The organism is Arthrobacter sp. AFG20 (genome assembly GCF_002892795.1).
Classification (GTDB): Bacteria; Actinomycetota; Actinomycetes; order Actinomycetales; family Micrococcaceae; genus Arthrobacter.
The window spans coordinates 142,604-157,301 of record NZ_PJMC01000008.1 but is presented as its reverse complement, the minus strand read 5'-3'; the positions used below and the strand labels follow the sequence as shown (position 1 = coordinate 157,301).

The following is a 14,698-nucleotide window of genomic DNA, read 5'->3' as shown; positions in this document are numbered from 1 at the left end:
CGGCGGTTATCGTCTTTGGCGCTCGGCGGCGAGAAGCGCCGCCGTCCTTTCGATGAGCCCGTAGGGGATGGGCTTGCCGAGGGGGAACTTGAGCGTGCCCTTGGCGGACCGGAAGGGCGCGATCTCAGCCTGGAACGCGTCGTCACCGGACGGTAACGGGTAGACCGAAATATGGTGCGCCCAGCCTGCGAAGTACACGACATACTTGCCGCCGAGGGTGACCGTGGGGATGCCGTAGCTGATCATTTCGCCGGAACCCGGCACGGCAGCGCGGCATCTGCGCCGGACCTCCTGGAGGACATCCTGCACGTCGGCGGGAAACTGCGCGATGTAATCGTCGACGCTGTCGAAATGCTGGGCCATGCCGTGCTCCTTCACGATCGATCCACCGCGCTCCGCCGGGATGCCTTGAGAATACGCCCGCAGGAATGAGAGCGCGTTGCCGAAAACGTTGCGGAAACTGAGAGGGCGTCGGACGGGTGAGACCAAAGCGACGGCAAACCGTGACCGGGCAGGCATCGTTACTGTCGGACCCCGCTGGTTGACTGAGTACGTACGGTGTTCTCCGGATGAGCCGAGGACTGCAATGAACAGGATTCGAATGGCCAAAATGGTGGCGGCCTCGGCCGTAGTGGCGCTTGCGACGGCGTGTTCGGCGCCGGTGCCGGGACTGGTGAAGGCCGACGGCGTGGAGCGGGTTTCGGTGGACGGCACGGCTTACGCCGCCGAATACCGCTCGTTCCGGGACGCCGCCCTTGGGCTCGGCCTGGCACTGCTGGCCGACGGTTCGGGCGGGAACGTGGTGTCCTCGCCGGGAAGCCTGCTGGTTGCGTTGGCCATGCTTCGAGCCGGCGCCTCCGGGGAATCGGCTGCCGAGCTGGACAGCGTTGTGGGGTTCCCGGAGAAGCGCGATCAGGCCATGAATGCGCTGCTCGTGTCCCTGGCGACGTTCGACGGTGACCCGGGGGCCGTGGACGAGGACAACCCGCCGCGGCAGCCGGTCATGCATGCCGCCAACGGATTGTTCGTGGACAAGGACGTGCCGGCCAGCGAGGCATTCCTCGGCACGCTGGCCAGGCACTACGGGACCGGCGTATATGCGGTGGACTTCAGCAATGAGGGTGCCACCAAGCCCGCGATCGATGCCTGGGTGGACAGCAACACGGGCGGCCGGATCAAGCAGGCGCCGGCGGAGTACGATCCGCGGAACACCTTCAGCCTGCTCAATGCCGTGTACTTCGCAGCAGCCTGGCAAACCCCGTTTGACCCGGGCTCCACATCGGATTTGCCCTTCACCACTGGCGGGGGAGAGGAAGCCGACGTCCCCGCGATGCACAACCTGCTGGAGATGAAGTACGCGGAAGGCACCGGCTGGCGGGCCGTGGACCTCCCCTATGCCGAGGGATTCGTGATGCGTCTGGTCCTGCCGGAAGCTATCGACTCCCATGCCTCATTCGGGGCGCCTCAACTCACGGAAATCGCGGATGCCATGGGCGCCGCGCCTCTGGAGACGGTGCAGATCCAGCTGCCCCGCTGGGACCACAAAAGCAGCTTCGACCTGCGCCGAGTCCTGGAAGCCGCCGGACTGCATAGGACGCTCACCACCACTGAGGACTTCAACGCGATCCAGCCGAAAATGACCATCACGCAGGCAGCGCAGGCCGCCAACATCACGGTGGCGGAGAAGGGAACGGTGGCCGCAGCGGTGACCCAGATCAACGGCATGGTCACTGGCGCGCCACCCCAGCCCGAGCACACCATCGACTTCGACCGGCCGTTCCATTACCAGATCGTGCACGTCGAAACAGGGCTGCCGCTGTTCATGGGAACAGTGGCCGACCCCCGCTCCTGATCAAACCAACGCTTAGCGCGGGCCGCCCTGCCAGAGGGCCTCGAACGGGGCACCCGAGGCCACGCGGTTGCGGATGCCGGCGGTCACGAAATCCTTGGCCGTGCGCGCTGCCTCCAGCGGCGAAGCGCCCTTGGCCAGCTCGGCCGTCACTGCCGCGGCGAGCGAGCATCCGGCGCCGGAGACGGCGACCTCGCCCACCTTCGGAGCGCTGAGGACCTCGAGGGTTTCGCCGTCGTAGAAGACGTCGACGGCGTCGTGCCCGGACAGGCGCACGCCCCCCTTGGCCAGCACCACGGCTCTGCTCAGCTCGTGGATACGGACTGCCGCAGCCTTGAGGGAGTCGACGTCGGTAATCTCCAGGCCGGACAGCGATTCCGCCTCGAAGTGGTTGGGCGTGACGAACGTGGCGAGCGGCAGGATCTGCGCCTTGAGTGCCTGGTCCGTGTCCAGCGCGTGGCCCGGTTCCTGGCCCTTGCAGATCAGCACCGGGTCCAGGACAACATTGCTGAACGCACCCGCAGCCAGCGCGGAGGCCACGGTCGAAATGGTGTCCGGGCTGCCCAGCATGCCGATCTTCACCGTGTCCAGGACGGAAGGTGCGCCGGAAGCGGGACCGTAGGCCGCCGTCGTCGCCTCCAGCTGGTGCGCGATGACTTCCTGGTCCACGGGCACGAAGCGGTGGTTCCAGTCATTCTTTGGGTCGAACGAGACGATGCATGTGAGATTGGCGATGCCGAGGACGCCCAGTTCCTGGAAGGTCTTCAGGTCGGCCTGGGCCCCGGCACCGCCGGTCGCCTCCGAGCCGGCGATGGTCAGGACGACGGCGGGAGCCGTCCCGGCGGCCGGGTTCGCCCTGGAAAGGTTTTCAGAAGCAACAGAAGTCATCATTCCATCCTGCCATGCCCCGGGAGCAGCGCCATGCGCCGAAGCCGGCCGCAGCTGGGGGCCCTGCCTAACCATGCAGCGTGCGGTAGGCCTCCGCCGCAGCGGGATGCAGGGGCAGATCCGCCGTGTTGATCAGGGTGTCCGGGCTCAGGAACTGAACGCCGAGGCTGGACCGGGGAACGAGCTCGTCGGCATGATCGACCAGCAGCCTGACAGTGTTCCGGACGATGCCGCCGTCAAGGTCGCCACGGCACAGCAGGAGGTTCGCGACGCCCACGGTCCAGACGGACCCGGCTCCCGGGTAGCCGCTTCCGGGAATCAGGACACGGTCGTAGAAAGCACCGAAGCGGTCGCGAAGGGGCCGGACCAGGCTGGACAGGTCGAGCAGCCGAAGCCCCGGCTCGTCGTTCGCCTTCGTGATGGCGGCTGTCGGAACACCGCCCGACCAGAACAGCGCGTCCACGGCTTTCCTTCGGAGCGCGCCCAGCCCGTCGTTGAGACCCAGATTGACTTCCGCAACGGCCCTGGCCGAGCCTGCCAGCCCCGACACTTCCAGGATCCTGCGGGCCGTAAGCGACGTTCCCGACCCCGCCTCACCAATCCCGATCCTCCTGCCCGTGAGATGGCGGTAGTTCCCGATTCCGCTGTCCCGCCGCACCAGGCAGTGAACATAGTTTTCGTAGACCTTTCCGACGGCGACCATCGCCCCGGCGGGCTGGCCCACAGTCTGCTCCGGACCAGTCTCGGGCGCGGCCGGCTGGTGCACACCTGCCTGCTGCGCTGCGGCGTCGAGGAGTGCGACGGCGAACGTTGCCTCGTCGGCGACTAGTCGCTTTATGTTGTCAAGACTGCCGCCGGTGGTAAGGGCTTCTGCGCGTTGGGCGATTCCGTGGCGCTGGAGCGACTCGGCAAGGAGTGCGGCGAACTCGAGGTAGAAGCCGCCGGCTTCGCCGCCGGCCACGGTGACCCTGGCCGGGCCGGGTGACGCAGTGCATGCGGCCATGCCCGGGAGACCAGCCACCCCGAGGACCAGACCCAGTCCGGATTTCAGGACCCCGCGTCGGCCCACTGGGTGCTGCATTGCCGGTCTCATGGTCGCCGTCGGTCCTGGACAGCAGCGCCCGCCCCAGGAGTCGCTCCGGCGCCGCCGTCCCTTTCTGGTGCCCGAGCGGTAGTTGATGCCCGGGCGGCGGGAAATTCCAGGATTGCAAGGAGACCGTGCGGATCGCGTCCCCGAAGCGTCAGGCGTCCCCCGTTCGCACCTGCCAGCCGGTCCACAATGGTCATTCCCAGTCCCGTGCCTCGAATGTTGCCATGGCTCGGGGAGCGCCAAAACCGCGTGGCTGCAGCGCCGAGCTCTTCGGGCGGCAGCCCAGGGCCGTCGTCGGACACTTCTACCACCACTGAGGCGCCCAGCGGGCGGGCCTTCACCGTAATGGTGGCCCCGGGGGCGTACTTGATGGCGTTGGTGATCAGTTCACCCATCATCTGGGCGAGCTCGGCGGCGCTGCAGCGAAGCTCCAGTGGCGGTTCCGGAGGAGCAGCCAAAACGAGGCTGGAGCCGACGGATTTGGCGGCGGGGCGTGCCCGGTCCACTTCCTCCTGCAGCACGGGGTACGGATCGATGGGCTGCACGGTGCCGCCCGCGCCCGGTCTCAAAGTTTCGTTGGCCGCGCCCTCGGAAGCCCGGTGCTCGGCGGTGGCCAACTTCAGGACGTCGTCCAGGATCTCCTCCACGCGCTCGAGTTCCTTCACGACCCCCGCAGCTTTGGCCCGTTCAGCGTCGGTCCGGAGTTCCAGCTGCAGCAGGTCGATCCGCAGCCGCAGCGCGCCGATGGGGTTGCGGAGCTGGTGGGAGGTGTCGGCGATGAGCCGACGCTGGGACTCGGTGCTGCTGCTCAGTGTCTCGGCCATTTTGGTGAAGGAGCGGCTCAGTTCCTTGAGTTCGGGTGGCCCGGCTTCAGGAAGCCGCGCGGCCCTGCCGGTGGCCTCCAGTTCCGCTACCGCGGAGTTCAACCGCAGCACCGGCCGGATCACCCATCCTGTGGCACGGAGCGCCCCCAGGAGCAGGACCGCCGAAAGCCCCGCCGCGCCCAGGCCCACCAGCAGCCAGCGTTCGCGAAGCTTCTGCCGTGCCGGCCCGAGGTCCACTTCCAGGACGGCTTCACCCAGCACCTGGCTGGCGCTGCCGAACGAGCGCGAAATAAGTGCTCTGCCCGAGCCAAACGGTTGCAACGGCTCAAGCGTTGTGTCATTGAGGTTCAAGCTGGCCCGGGAGATCGCATCCCGCACGTCGGGGCGGTCCGGGGTAAGCCCGCCGGACTGCACCGTGGCGGCCTCCTGCAGTCGAACGATGACGCCCTCGCCGTAAAGGCTGGAGTAACGATCCATCTCGCGCCGGAGCTGCGTCGTGTCGCCGCTTTGCGAGGCGTCGTACGCAACCTGGGCAAATCGGTTGAGTCCCGAGACGCGATTGATCTGGACTTCCTGGGTCAGCTCCCGGCCAGCCGAGGTGAGGATGGCGGTGGAGACCGCCAGCACCATCACCAGGGCGAACAGGCTCAGGATGCCCAGGACCCGGCGCTTCACGTTTGATCCGCTTCGACCCGGTATCCCACGCCCCGGACGTTGATGATGAAGCCGGGCAGCTGCAGCTTGGACCTCAGTCCGGTGAGGTGCACATCCAGGGCCCGGGACGAGGCCAGGAAAGCATCACCCCATAGGGCATCGAGGATCTGTTCGCGGGTCACCACGGAGCCGGCGTTCCGGGCCAGCAGGGCAAGGAGATCGAATTCCGTTGCCGTCAGTGAGAGGACCCGGGATCCGATGGCCGCCACCCGCCGGTCGAGGTCGACGTCGAGTTCCCCCAGGACGATGCTGTGGGACCTCTCCGGGCCACCGCGGCCCGCCCGCCGTGTCACCGCTTCAATCCGGGCGAGGAGCTCCACCAGCTTTACCGGCTTGACCAAGTAGTCGTCAGCGCCGGAGCGGAGGCCCAGGACCACGCTTCGTTCGTCGTCGCGTGCAGTGAGGATGAGGATGGGGCAGCCCGTAACCTGGCGAAGCTTCCGCAGGAGCTCGAGGCCGTCCATGTCCGGAAGCCCGAGGTCCAGAAGGATGACTTCGTGTTCGCGGTGGACCAGCAATGCGTCCGCACCCCGGGACACACGATGTGGTTTGTGGCCTGCGGATACGACGGCCGCCTCGAGGGCCGACGCCATCGCGTCGTCGTCCTCGACGATGAGCACGCGCATTGCCTGTTTCCTCTGCCTTCGTTGCTGTTGGCGGACATCGGAGTCCGTTTGGACATTACTCCTTGTCCGCGGATTTCGCCTTGTTGCCGTCGTGGCAGGATGACGGAGTGCCTTCGATGCCGTTGGGTGAAGTGCAAAGACGACCCGCCGCCGTCGGCAGTTTCCAATTCCTAAGGAAGTGTTAGGAAATGCCTCTCCACGTTGGATGTGCCAAGGATCACGCATAAGTTGGCAGGTGTCCTCTTGCACTATCTGCCGGCAAGGCGACCGGTTCGGGGTAGCCGGCTGAGAACCCCCAACGCCGCACAGACGCAGGGAAGCCCGGAGCAGGATTCCGGCAGGACACCCATTTCGCACCTCGGACGCCGACGGTGGCACCGACCAGGAAGGTTCATTGATGAGCACCCAGCACGCCGCGCCCCACAGCGCGGCACCCAGCGAGGCCGCACAGACACGCAGGGCCGTAAGCAACATCCTCAAGGGCTCCGCCGGCAACCTCGTGGAGTGGTACGACCTCTACGTCTACACAGTCTTCGCGGCGTACTTCCAGGCACACTTCTTCAATTCCAAGGACGAACTCCAGGCCGGCCTCGAAGCGATGGCCGTTTTTTCGACGTCGTTCCTCATGCGCCCCATCGGCAGCTGGTTCTTCGGACGCTACGCCGACCGCAACGGGCGCAAGGCGGCCCTGACGCTCAGCGTGACCCTCATGTCCGCGGGGTCCTTCGCGATCGCGATCCTCCCGACGAAGGACGTGATCGGGATCTGGGCCCTGGTCCTGCTGATCCTCATCCGTGTGCTGCAGGGCTTCTCCGTGGGCGGCGAATACGGCACCAGCGCCACGTACATGTCCGAGGCCGCCACGTCCAAGCGCCGCGGCTTCTTCTCCAGCTTCCAGTACGTGACCCTGGTCGGCGGCCAGATGCTGGCCCTGCTGGTTCTGGTAATCCTGCAGAACTACCTGGGTGACGGCCTGCTGAAGGAATGGGGCTGGCGCATCCCGTTCGCCATCGGCGGTGTGGCCGCGCTGGTGGTCCTGTGGCTGCGGCGCTCCATGGAGGAGACGGTTTCGGCGGAGCAGGTCCAGGCGGCCAAGGCCCCTGCCACAGCCGGACAGGCCCAGCCCGGTACCCTGAGGCTCCTGTTCACCGAGCACTGGAAGCCGCTGCTGATCTGCATCGGCGTGACGCTGGGCGGCACGGTTGCCTTCTACACCTACACCAACTTCATCCTGAAGTTCATGAATGATACGTCCGGCATCGCCAAGACCGACACGTCCGTGATCAACTTCTGGGCGCTGTTCATCTTCATGCTGCTCCAGCCCGTCTACGGCATCATTTCCGACAAGGTGGGCCGCAAGCCGCTGCTCCTGTGGTTCGGCATCACCGGCGTGCTCTTCACCTGGCCGCTGCTATCCACCCTGGCCGGCACCAAAGACCCCTTCACGGCGTTCCTGCTGATGATGGGCGGCCTGCTGATCGTGGGCGGCTACACGTCCATCAACGCCCTTGTGAAGGCCGAGCTCTTCCCGGCGTCCATCCGCGCGCTCGGTGTGGGCCTGGGCTACGCCATCGCCAACTCGCTCTTCGGCGGCACGGTTCCGCTGATCGGCGCCGCGCTGCAGAAGTCGGACCAGGTGGACATCTTCTTCACCTACGTCAGCGTCGCGATCGGTGTGTCCCTGCTGGTCTACATCTTCGCGCTGAAGAACAAGAAGACCACGCACCTGGACCGCGAACAGGGCCACGCCTGGTCCGGTACGGCTGCGGGCGCGGTGCGCAAGGATGACGACGAGGACTTCGTCAACGCCTGACCTCAGCGAGCGGTCAACACGACAACGCACGACGGCGGGTGGCCGGCTGTGGACTTCGGTTCCGGAAGCCGGCCGCCCGCCGTCGTCGTAACCCCTGCGCCGCGAACGGGCCTTGCCCGGTAACCGGGTGCGACAATTGGAGGCGGCCCGGCGCTGATGCCCGGGTTTCCAGTGCTAATACAGCCGGCTGCCAAACCCCTTCCTCGAGGCGCACGCAGCCGAGCGAACCACTACGAATGGAACTCCCATGACCACCGCCCAGTCCTCCGTGCCGAAAGCAGCGCCGAAATTCGCCTCGGTCGGCTCCCCCTACTTCGGGATCATGCTTGCCGTCATGGCCGTGGTGCTGATCCTGTCCAACATCGGTGCCTCAAAGGGCGTGGCATTCGGCCCAATCGTCACGGACGGTGGCTTTTTCCTGTTCCCGCTGGCGTACATCCTGGGCGACGTGATCAGTGAGGTCTACGGCTTCAAGGTGGCCCGGAAAGCCATAGTCACCACGTTTGCCCTGTCCGTCTTTGCCTCGCTTTGCTACTGGGTGATCATTGCGCTGCCCGGCTTCGACGACGATTTCGGCACCGCCAAGCAGGCCGCCCTCGAAGGCGCCATCGGTCCGGTGCCGCAGATTGTGCTGGCCTCGCTCCTCGCGTTCTTCGCCGGACAGACTATCAACTCCTGGATCCTGGTCCGGATGAAGGCGCGGACCGGGGAGAAGTCGCTGTGGGCCCGCATCATGAGCTCGTCCGTGGCCGGGGAATTCGTGGACACGCTGATCTTCTGCAGCATCGCGGCCTCGGTGATCGGCATCAGTGACTTCGGCATGTTTTTGAATTACGTGCTGGTGGGCTTCCTCTACAAGACCCTCGTGGAGTTCCTCTTCGTTCCCGTGACGACCCTGGCCATCGGCTGGGTCAAGAAGCGCGAACCGAGCTACGCCTAGTCCCGCCGAACTCGCCGTTTCGACGGTTCCGTGCCCGTTCGACGTTCCGCAACGTCTAGCCGGCAGGGAACCGTCGAAACGGCCCCGATCCTTGGTCCAGCGCCCGCAGCAGCCGGTATTTGAACTCCTGCTCCCGGAACAGGTCCTTCCATTCGACCCGGACGAAAACCCACCCCTGCTCCATGAGCGCCTTTTCCCGTCGACGCTCCTGAAACACCACCTCGCTTGTGGGCCGGTAATCGAAGTACTTTGTCTTGCCGTCGAATTCCAATGCCACTCTTTGTGCGGGCCATGCAAAGTCCAGCCGGTGTTCGCCCAAGGGTGTCCGCACCACGTATTGGAGCTCCGGCGCGGGGATCCTAAGTCTGTGAATGAGCTCCCGGGTCAGGCTCTCACCGGCAGATTCGGAGCGGGCGTCCACAAACTCCAGTGCCCGGCGCAGTGCCACGACCCCGTTGCGGCCCGCCAGCGCGGTGCAGTAGTCCCGGAGCAGCGGCAGATCGGCACCAAGACGGGCCGCGTGGTCCACCAGGATAACGGACTGGCGAACGTTGAACATCAGGCAGCAGTCCACTACAGTCCGCTCCAACGAGGTGCAGGGCACATCATCCACGAACGTCACTTCCCGGCTGTCCAAGCGCCGTGTGTGAGCCACCACGCCCCGCCCATGGGAGACTGCGGACGGGCAGCCCGCCTGGGTCAGATGGACCGTCTCGTCGACGCCCCACAGATGGAGGCAGTGCAGGCTGGCACCGGAAGTGTGGCTGTAGACGAAGCCTCCAGCCGACGTCGTGCGTGTGCCATGGGCATGAGCAAAGACCAGCTGCCGACGGCGGGCCGAAGAACTCAGGCGTGTCCACCATTCGCAGCGTGCATAGCAGCCACGGCGCACCCGGATCAGCGTTCCGTCCCGAACCAGCTGCGCGATTGCCCGCGAGTTCAGCCCGTACTGCAGGAGCTGGTCGGTACGCCAGAGGTCCTCGGTGACGGGCAATACGGGGAACGGTCGGCTCATAATGCCACCATTGCCTCTCCGGAAAGGGAGGCCCAGTGGGTCTCTTCGCTATGTGGAAACAGCCCGTTTCGACGGTCCGGTGCCCGTTCGACGTTCCGGGACGTCTAGCTGGCAGGGAACCGTCGAAACGGCACGGCGGCGCGACGGCGGCGCGGATCCGGGCCTAGGAGTAGTACCGGCCCAGCGTCTCGGCCTTGAACTCGAAGAAGTCGCCGGACTCGATCGCGAGCCGGGCGTCGTCCACCATCTTCACCACGAAGCGCTCGTTGTGGATGGAGATAAGCGTGGCGGAGAGCATCTCCTTGGCCTTGAACAGGTGGTGGATGTAGGCCCGCGAATAGTTCAGGCACGCATAGCAGTCGCAGCCATCCTGCAGCGGGCCGAAGTCGCGCTTGTACTTGGCGCCGGACAGGTTGAAACGGCCGTCGGGCGTGTAAAACGCGGAGTTGCGGGCCACGCGGGTGGGGGAGACGCAGTCGAAGGTGTCGGCGCCGTTCTCGATGGCGGTGAAGATGTCGTCCGGCTCGGAGATGCCCAGCAGGTGCCGCGGCTTGTTCTCGGGCAGTTCCTCGTTGCACCAGCGCACGATGGTGCCCAGGTTCTCCTTCTCGAGGGCACCACCGATCCCGTAGCCGTCGAACGCCATGGCACCCAGGTCCTGGCAGGCCTTGCGGCGCAGGTCCTCGTACTGGGCGCCCTGGATCACGCCGAACAGCGCCTGGTACGGCTTGCCCGAGCGTTCGGCAGTGAGCCGGAAGTGCTCCACGATGCACCGTTCGGCCCAGCGCCGGGTTCGTTCCAGCGATTCCTCCTGGTATCCGCGCGAGTTCTGCAGCGTGGTGAGCTCGTCGAACGCGAACATGATGTCTGCGCCAATCTGATGCTGTACCTTCATGGAGATCTCGGGCGAGAAGCGATGGCGGTCGCCGTTGAGGTAGCTCTTGAACCACACGCCGTCCTCGTCCACGTGGGCCAGCCGCTCCTTGCCCGGAGCCACAGCATCGTCGGGCCCCGAGGAGTCGACGGACTTCATGTCGATGACCTTCTTGAACCCCGACCCGAGGCTCATCACCTGGAAGCCACCCGAATCTGTGAAGGTGGGCCCGGGCCAGTTCATGAAGGCGCCCAGGCCGCCGGCCTCGTCCAGGATCTCGGGGCCGGGCTGCAGGTACAGGTGGTAGGCGTTGGCGAGCAGGGCCTGGGCGCCGAGCTCAGCCATGGACTCGGGAAGCACGGATTTCACCGTGGCCTTGGTGCCGACGGCGATGAAGGCCGGCGTCTGGATCTCGCCGTGCGGCGTGGTGATGGTGCCGGTCCGGCCGAGGAACGCGCCGCCGTTGGCCGACTCCTGCTCGGAGGCGGGGCGGCATGTTTCAGTGAGCCGCTCGCCCATCCGGAAGGAAAACTCCGACTGGCGGGCGGCCGGCACCGGTGCAGAAGGGGAAAGCCGCGCAGAAGGGGAAGACGGTTCAGGATTGGCTGGCACGGTTCAAGTGTGCCAGCTAACAGCCGCGGACCCTTACTGGAGGGGTTCTGATGTGGGGTAGTTCTCAGCACGCCAGTCGTCCCAGAGGGAGCGGATCGTCTCCATGCTGTGGGCGCCGAGATCGTACAGCGAGAGGATCACCATCGAGCCGCCGTCGGGCCTTTTCTCGGGGATTACGGGCTGGTCAGCCACAATCAGCAGGCCCTCTCCGTGCTCCGCGTAGCTGTGTACGGTGAGCCCCACTTGGTGGTTGGTCTTGTGCCATACCCTGCCCGAGACCTCCTCGCCGGTGCCCAGGGTCAGCGAATACTCTTCGCCGGGGGCGGGGATGTCCTTGAGCCCGAGTTTCTCGATGGCGGAGCCGCCCGCGCCGGGGACGGAGAAGTAACAGGTGCGGCGCTTGCCGTGGGGATGGCGCTCCAGCGCGAACCGCAGCTGCTGCAGGAAGATCAGCCACCCCTGGGTGGCGTCCTCGTCCCACGCGGCCCATTCGGAGTTGTGGTCCACACCGGCGCGGGTGACGCTGACCTCAGTTCCCGTTGGCACGGGCTTCAGCGTGAAGATGTCGCCGTTGTTGACCGTCAGTGTGGTGTGGTCCGGTCCTTCAACCACGGATTTGCTGAAGTAGATCTCATTGATTTCGGCCCCCAGCTCGTCGGCTTCCCAGCCATGCCATTGCGCGACTTTCGAGGGTTCACGCAGCATCGTCCAAATCTGTGGGGCGTCCGAATTGATCACGACGCTGAGATTGTTCGTCATGGCCTGAATGTACAACTTGGGGTGCAATGCGGGCTAGAGGAATACCCGGTGGAAGACAGGTTCGTCGTCCCAGGGTCGGGCCTGGGCTGCCTAGCCCCGCACAGACTCCAGTTCGTTCGCAATCCGCCGCTCCAGCTCCGACGCGCTGATGGTCTGCGATCCGCCGTGGGCGCGAAGGAACAGCAGCGATTCCAGGCGCAGCAGCCGCCACTCGCGCTCGGCCTCATGGTTGGAGTTGTCGATGGAGCGGAAAATCTCTTTGTCGTACAGGTTCGGCTCGTTGAGTGAGCGCTGGCGCACCCTGGCCTGCATCCGCGCCTTGAACGGATCCGTCTCCTGGTTATCCGGAGCCCTGAGCAGCTTCTCGTACACGGCGGCCCGGTCTTTGTGCCCTGTCTGGCGGCACACGTAGCTGGACAGCGCGAGCGACGCCTCCACCGATCCCCAGCGCCCCGGGTTGCCGTCGAAGGGCAGCACGTTCAGCAGGTCAGCCACTGCCAGCGCGGCCTCGGCGTCCTTGAGCATGATGAACAGCTCATGCGCGAGGTCGCTCAGGTCCTTCAGGCAGCTGCCGGACTTGGTGTTGATGCCCTTGACCAGCTTGTCGGCCAGCAGCTGCACCCCGGTGGAGTCCGGATGGGCCTCCGCCACGGCTTCCACCACGGATTCCGGCGTTCCGGAAGGCTCCGGGATGAGGGCAAGATCGTCAGCGCTGGGGCCGACCACCGCCGGGGTGGTGGACGGCAGGGGAGGGACGACGACGGCGGCAGGCGCCGTTCGCGCAGCCTCCCCGGCTGCTTCGTTCCCCACTACGGAGGTCCCCACGACGGAAAGGGGAGTGCCGGCGTCGGACGCCTGGGCGTCGGCCCTAGGGGCTTCACCGCCCGCCGTTCCGGCGCCGTCTGCGGTGGCAGCACCTTCGACGACGGTAGCGGTCTTTACGGCGTCATGGTCGGCGTCTTCGGGGGCGGGGAAGTCGTCAGCCGCGGGTCCCGGGGTCTGGACGGACGAGCCGGCAGCGATGCGCAGCGTGCCGCCGCCGGTGAGGGTCGCAAGGATGATGGCAGGGCTGCCGAAATCATCGGTTTCGACTTCCACGGAGTGGATTTCCGCGGACCGCTCGCCGTCCGGCAGGAGCAGGTGGTCGCCCGCCCGCAGAGAGCCCGCCTGCTGTTCACGGTAGGTCTTGGCAGCTGCAGGGTGGTTCATCGGGAGTCCTTAAGTTCTCTTGCGGTCCGCCCAACAGTCTACAAAGGAGAGGGTGCGAAGTCCGGGAGGCGCGGGCGCCCGGGCGTCAGGTGCCGACTCCGGCGTAGGCCAGGGCCTGCTTCGCCAGGGCGCCGCGGCCGCCAGCGAACTCGAGCTGCACGCCGTCGCTGAGCACTTCCTGGGGTGTCATCCAGGTCAGCTCCAGCGCGTCCTGGCGGGGGTCGCATTCGCCGGTCACGGGGATGATGTAGGCCAGTGACACGGCGTGCTGGCGGTCGTCGGTAAAGCCGGTGTGGGACGGTGCGGGAAAGTATTCGGCCACGGTGAAAGGCACCGGGCTGATGGGGAGTTGGGGGAATGCCAGCGGGCCGAGGTCTTTTTCCATGTGGCGCAGCAGGGCGGCGCGGATGGTCTCGCGGTAGAGCACCCGGCCGGAGACGAACGACCGGACCATGGTGCCGTCCTCGTCCGCCTGCAGGAGCGTGCCCACCTCATTCACGAACCCGAGTGGATCCAGCCGGACCGGCACCGCCTCCACGTAGACCATCGGAAGCCTGCCTCGGGCTTCGAAGAGATCTTCGTCCGAGAGCCAGCCGGGGTTGGGGTCAGGGGTGCGCACGTTCATGAGTCATTTTTACCCCATCGCCACAGCTCCGGCCGCCGAGGCGTGAGATTCCACCGCTCAGAGGCAGCCAAAGCGACGACATATCACTCCTCGATTTGCCGCCCTACGACGGGCGCCGGGCGGAGATCCAGAGCGGTGCCCGCTGGGCTGCCGCCCCGTCATTGTCCGGGTGGGGCACATGCAGGGTGCGGCCGAAGGCCTCCTCGGTCAACGACACGTCGTGTCCCGCGGCGGTGAGTCGGTCCCGCAGGGCGCCAAGGTCCCCGGCGTACTCGAAACCCAGTCCCGCGTGCGCCGCTCCCGTGCCGGACCGGGCCATCAGCACACCACCGTTCTTGGCCGTGAAATCGGCGGTTTCGTCGTCGTCCGGCACCGGCCGGAAACGCGCACCGATATCCCGGAGTGCTTGGGCGGCGGCGGTCACATCCTCGCTGAACCAGACCTCCACCACGGCCAGCGCCGGATCGGCATCCGCGCAGTTGGCCCCGTGGGCGGACTTGTCCGCGAAGAAGCTGAAGCCGTCCGCGCCAGTGATCCGGCAGGAGTCGCCGTGGTCTGCCCGCACGAGTTCGGCGGAGGAGGTGTCCGATTCCGCGCCGGACTGGTTGGTGCGCCGGGCAAACTCCTCAAGGTCGCCGACCTCCACGCCAAAGTGCGTGACGCCGTCCTCCGCAGCACCCGGTTCGGCCTGGTGCAGCGCCAGACGGCCCGCTCCGGCGTCGTACTCCCGCCAGGAGCCCTCGTCGGTGGTCTTGAACATCCCCAGGTCGGTGAGGAGCCGCTCCCAGGCTTCAACCCGGGACGTGAAGTGGATGGGGCGGACACGAAGCATGCTCTCTCCTCGAACTCGAAACACCTGG

The 14,698-nt window shown here is 66.2% G+C and carries 14 protein-coding genes; 3 read left to right on the top strand and 11 right to left on the bottom strand.

Annotation, left to right across the window (positions count from 1 at the left end):
* Nucleotides 1-6: 6 nt before the first annotated feature.
* The gene (locus tag CXZ05_RS11605; RefSeq protein WP_102972748.1) at nucleotides 7-363 is read right to left on the bottom strand and encodes an iron chaperone; all 357 of its coding nucleotides are present in this window, start codon (nucleotides 361-363) and stop codon (nucleotides 7-9) included.
* Nucleotides 364-586: 223 nt separating this feature from the next.
* Here CXZ05_RS11605 and CXZ05_RS11600 point away from each other — a divergent pair, with 223 nt between their 5' ends.
* Nucleotides 587-1,852 (top strand): serpin family protein, encoded by a 1,266-nt coding sequence (locus CXZ05_RS11600; protein ID WP_102972747.1) that lies wholly within the window; start codon nucleotides 587-589, stop codon nucleotides 1,850-1,852.
* 12 nt (nucleotides 1,853-1,864) lie between these two features.
* Here CXZ05_RS11600 and CXZ05_RS11595 read toward each other — a convergent pair whose 3' ends face one another.
* The 4 genes from CXZ05_RS11595 to CXZ05_RS11580 form a co-directional block, all read right to left on the bottom strand.
* On the bottom strand, nucleotides 1,865-2,737 hold the full coding sequence (locus CXZ05_RS11595) for a hydroxymethylpyrimidine/phosphomethylpyrimidine kinase (protein WP_102972812.1): 873 nt from the start codon (nucleotides 2,735-2,737) through the stop codon (nucleotides 1,865-1,867).
* A gap of 67 nt (nucleotides 2,738-2,804) precedes the next feature.
* Nucleotides 2,805-3,818 carry a TAXI family TRAP transporter solute-binding subunit gene (locus tag CXZ05_RS11590; RefSeq protein ID WP_102972746.1) on the bottom strand — a complete coding sequence of 338 codons (1,014 nt, stop codon included), beginning with the start codon at nucleotides 3,816-3,818 and terminating at the stop codon, nucleotides 2,805-2,807.
* A gap of 8 nt (nucleotides 3,819-3,826) precedes the next feature.
* Nucleotides 3,827-5,326: a HAMP domain-containing sensor histidine kinase gene (locus CXZ05_RS11585; RefSeq protein WP_102972745.1), complete on the bottom strand. Its 1,500-nt coding sequence runs from the start codon at nucleotides 5,324-5,326 to the stop codon at nucleotides 3,827-3,829.
* Nucleotides 5,323-5,991: a response regulator transcription factor gene (locus tag CXZ05_RS11580; RefSeq protein WP_102972744.1), complete on the bottom strand. Its 669-nt coding sequence runs from the start codon at nucleotides 5,989-5,991 to the stop codon at nucleotides 5,323-5,325. The genes CXZ05_RS11585 and CXZ05_RS11580 overlap by 4 nt, the downstream gene beginning before the upstream one ends.
* Nucleotides 5,992-6,388: 397 nt before the next feature.
* On the opposite strand from CXZ05_RS11580, the gene CXZ05_RS11575 reads away from it, so the two are divergent.
* Together CXZ05_RS11575 and CXZ05_RS11570 are read left to right on the top strand one after the other, a co-directional pair.
* A complete protein-coding gene (locus CXZ05_RS11575; protein ID WP_102972743.1) occupies nucleotides 6,389-7,804 on the top strand; it encodes an MFS transporter in 1,416 nt (471 codons plus the stop codon).
* Between the two features lie 247 nt (nucleotides 7,805-8,051).
* On the top strand, nucleotides 8,052-8,744 hold the full coding sequence (locus tag CXZ05_RS11570) for a queuosine precursor transporter (protein WP_102972742.1): 693 nt from the start codon (nucleotides 8,052-8,054) through the stop codon (nucleotides 8,742-8,744).
* Between the two features lie 55 nt (nucleotides 8,745-8,799).
* Here the strand turns inward: CXZ05_RS11570 and CXZ05_RS11565 are convergent, their stop codons facing one another.
* From CXZ05_RS11565 to CXZ05_RS11540, 6 genes are all read right to left on the bottom strand, one after another.
* The gene (locus CXZ05_RS11565; protein ID WP_102972741.1) at nucleotides 8,800-9,759 is read right to left on the bottom strand and encodes a type IV toxin-antitoxin system AbiEi family antitoxin domain-containing protein; all 960 of its coding nucleotides are present in this window, start codon (nucleotides 9,757-9,759) and stop codon (nucleotides 8,800-8,802) included.
* A gap of 163 nt (nucleotides 9,760-9,922) precedes the next feature.
* A complete protein-coding gene (tgt, locus tag CXZ05_RS11560; RefSeq protein WP_102972740.1) occupies nucleotides 9,923-11,245 on the bottom strand; it encodes a tRNA guanosine(34) transglycosylase Tgt in 1,323 nt (440 codons plus the stop codon).
* Nucleotides 11,246-11,278: 33 nt separating this feature from the next.
* The gene (locus CXZ05_RS11555; RefSeq protein ID WP_102972811.1) at nucleotides 11,279-12,004 is read right to left on the bottom strand and encodes a hypothetical protein; all 726 of its coding nucleotides are present in this window, start codon (nucleotides 12,002-12,004) and stop codon (nucleotides 11,279-11,281) included.
* Between the two features lie 90 nt (nucleotides 12,005-12,094).
* Nucleotides 12,095-13,213: a DUF6707 family protein gene (locus CXZ05_RS11550; protein WP_102972739.1), complete on the bottom strand. Its 1,119-nt coding sequence runs from the start codon at nucleotides 13,211-13,213 to the stop codon at nucleotides 12,095-12,097.
* Nucleotides 13,214-13,298: 85 nt separating this feature from the next.
* Complete coding sequence (locus CXZ05_RS11545; protein WP_102972738.1) at nucleotides 13,299-13,838, bottom strand: NUDIX hydrolase family protein; 540 nt, start codon at nucleotides 13,836-13,838, stop codon at nucleotides 13,299-13,301.
* Between the two features lie 103 nt (nucleotides 13,839-13,941).
* Nucleotides 13,942-14,670: a hypothetical protein gene (locus CXZ05_RS11540; RefSeq protein ID WP_102972737.1), complete on the bottom strand. Its 729-nt coding sequence runs from the start codon at nucleotides 14,668-14,670 to the stop codon at nucleotides 13,942-13,944.
* Between the last annotated feature and the right edge of the window lie 28 nt (nucleotides 14,671-14,698).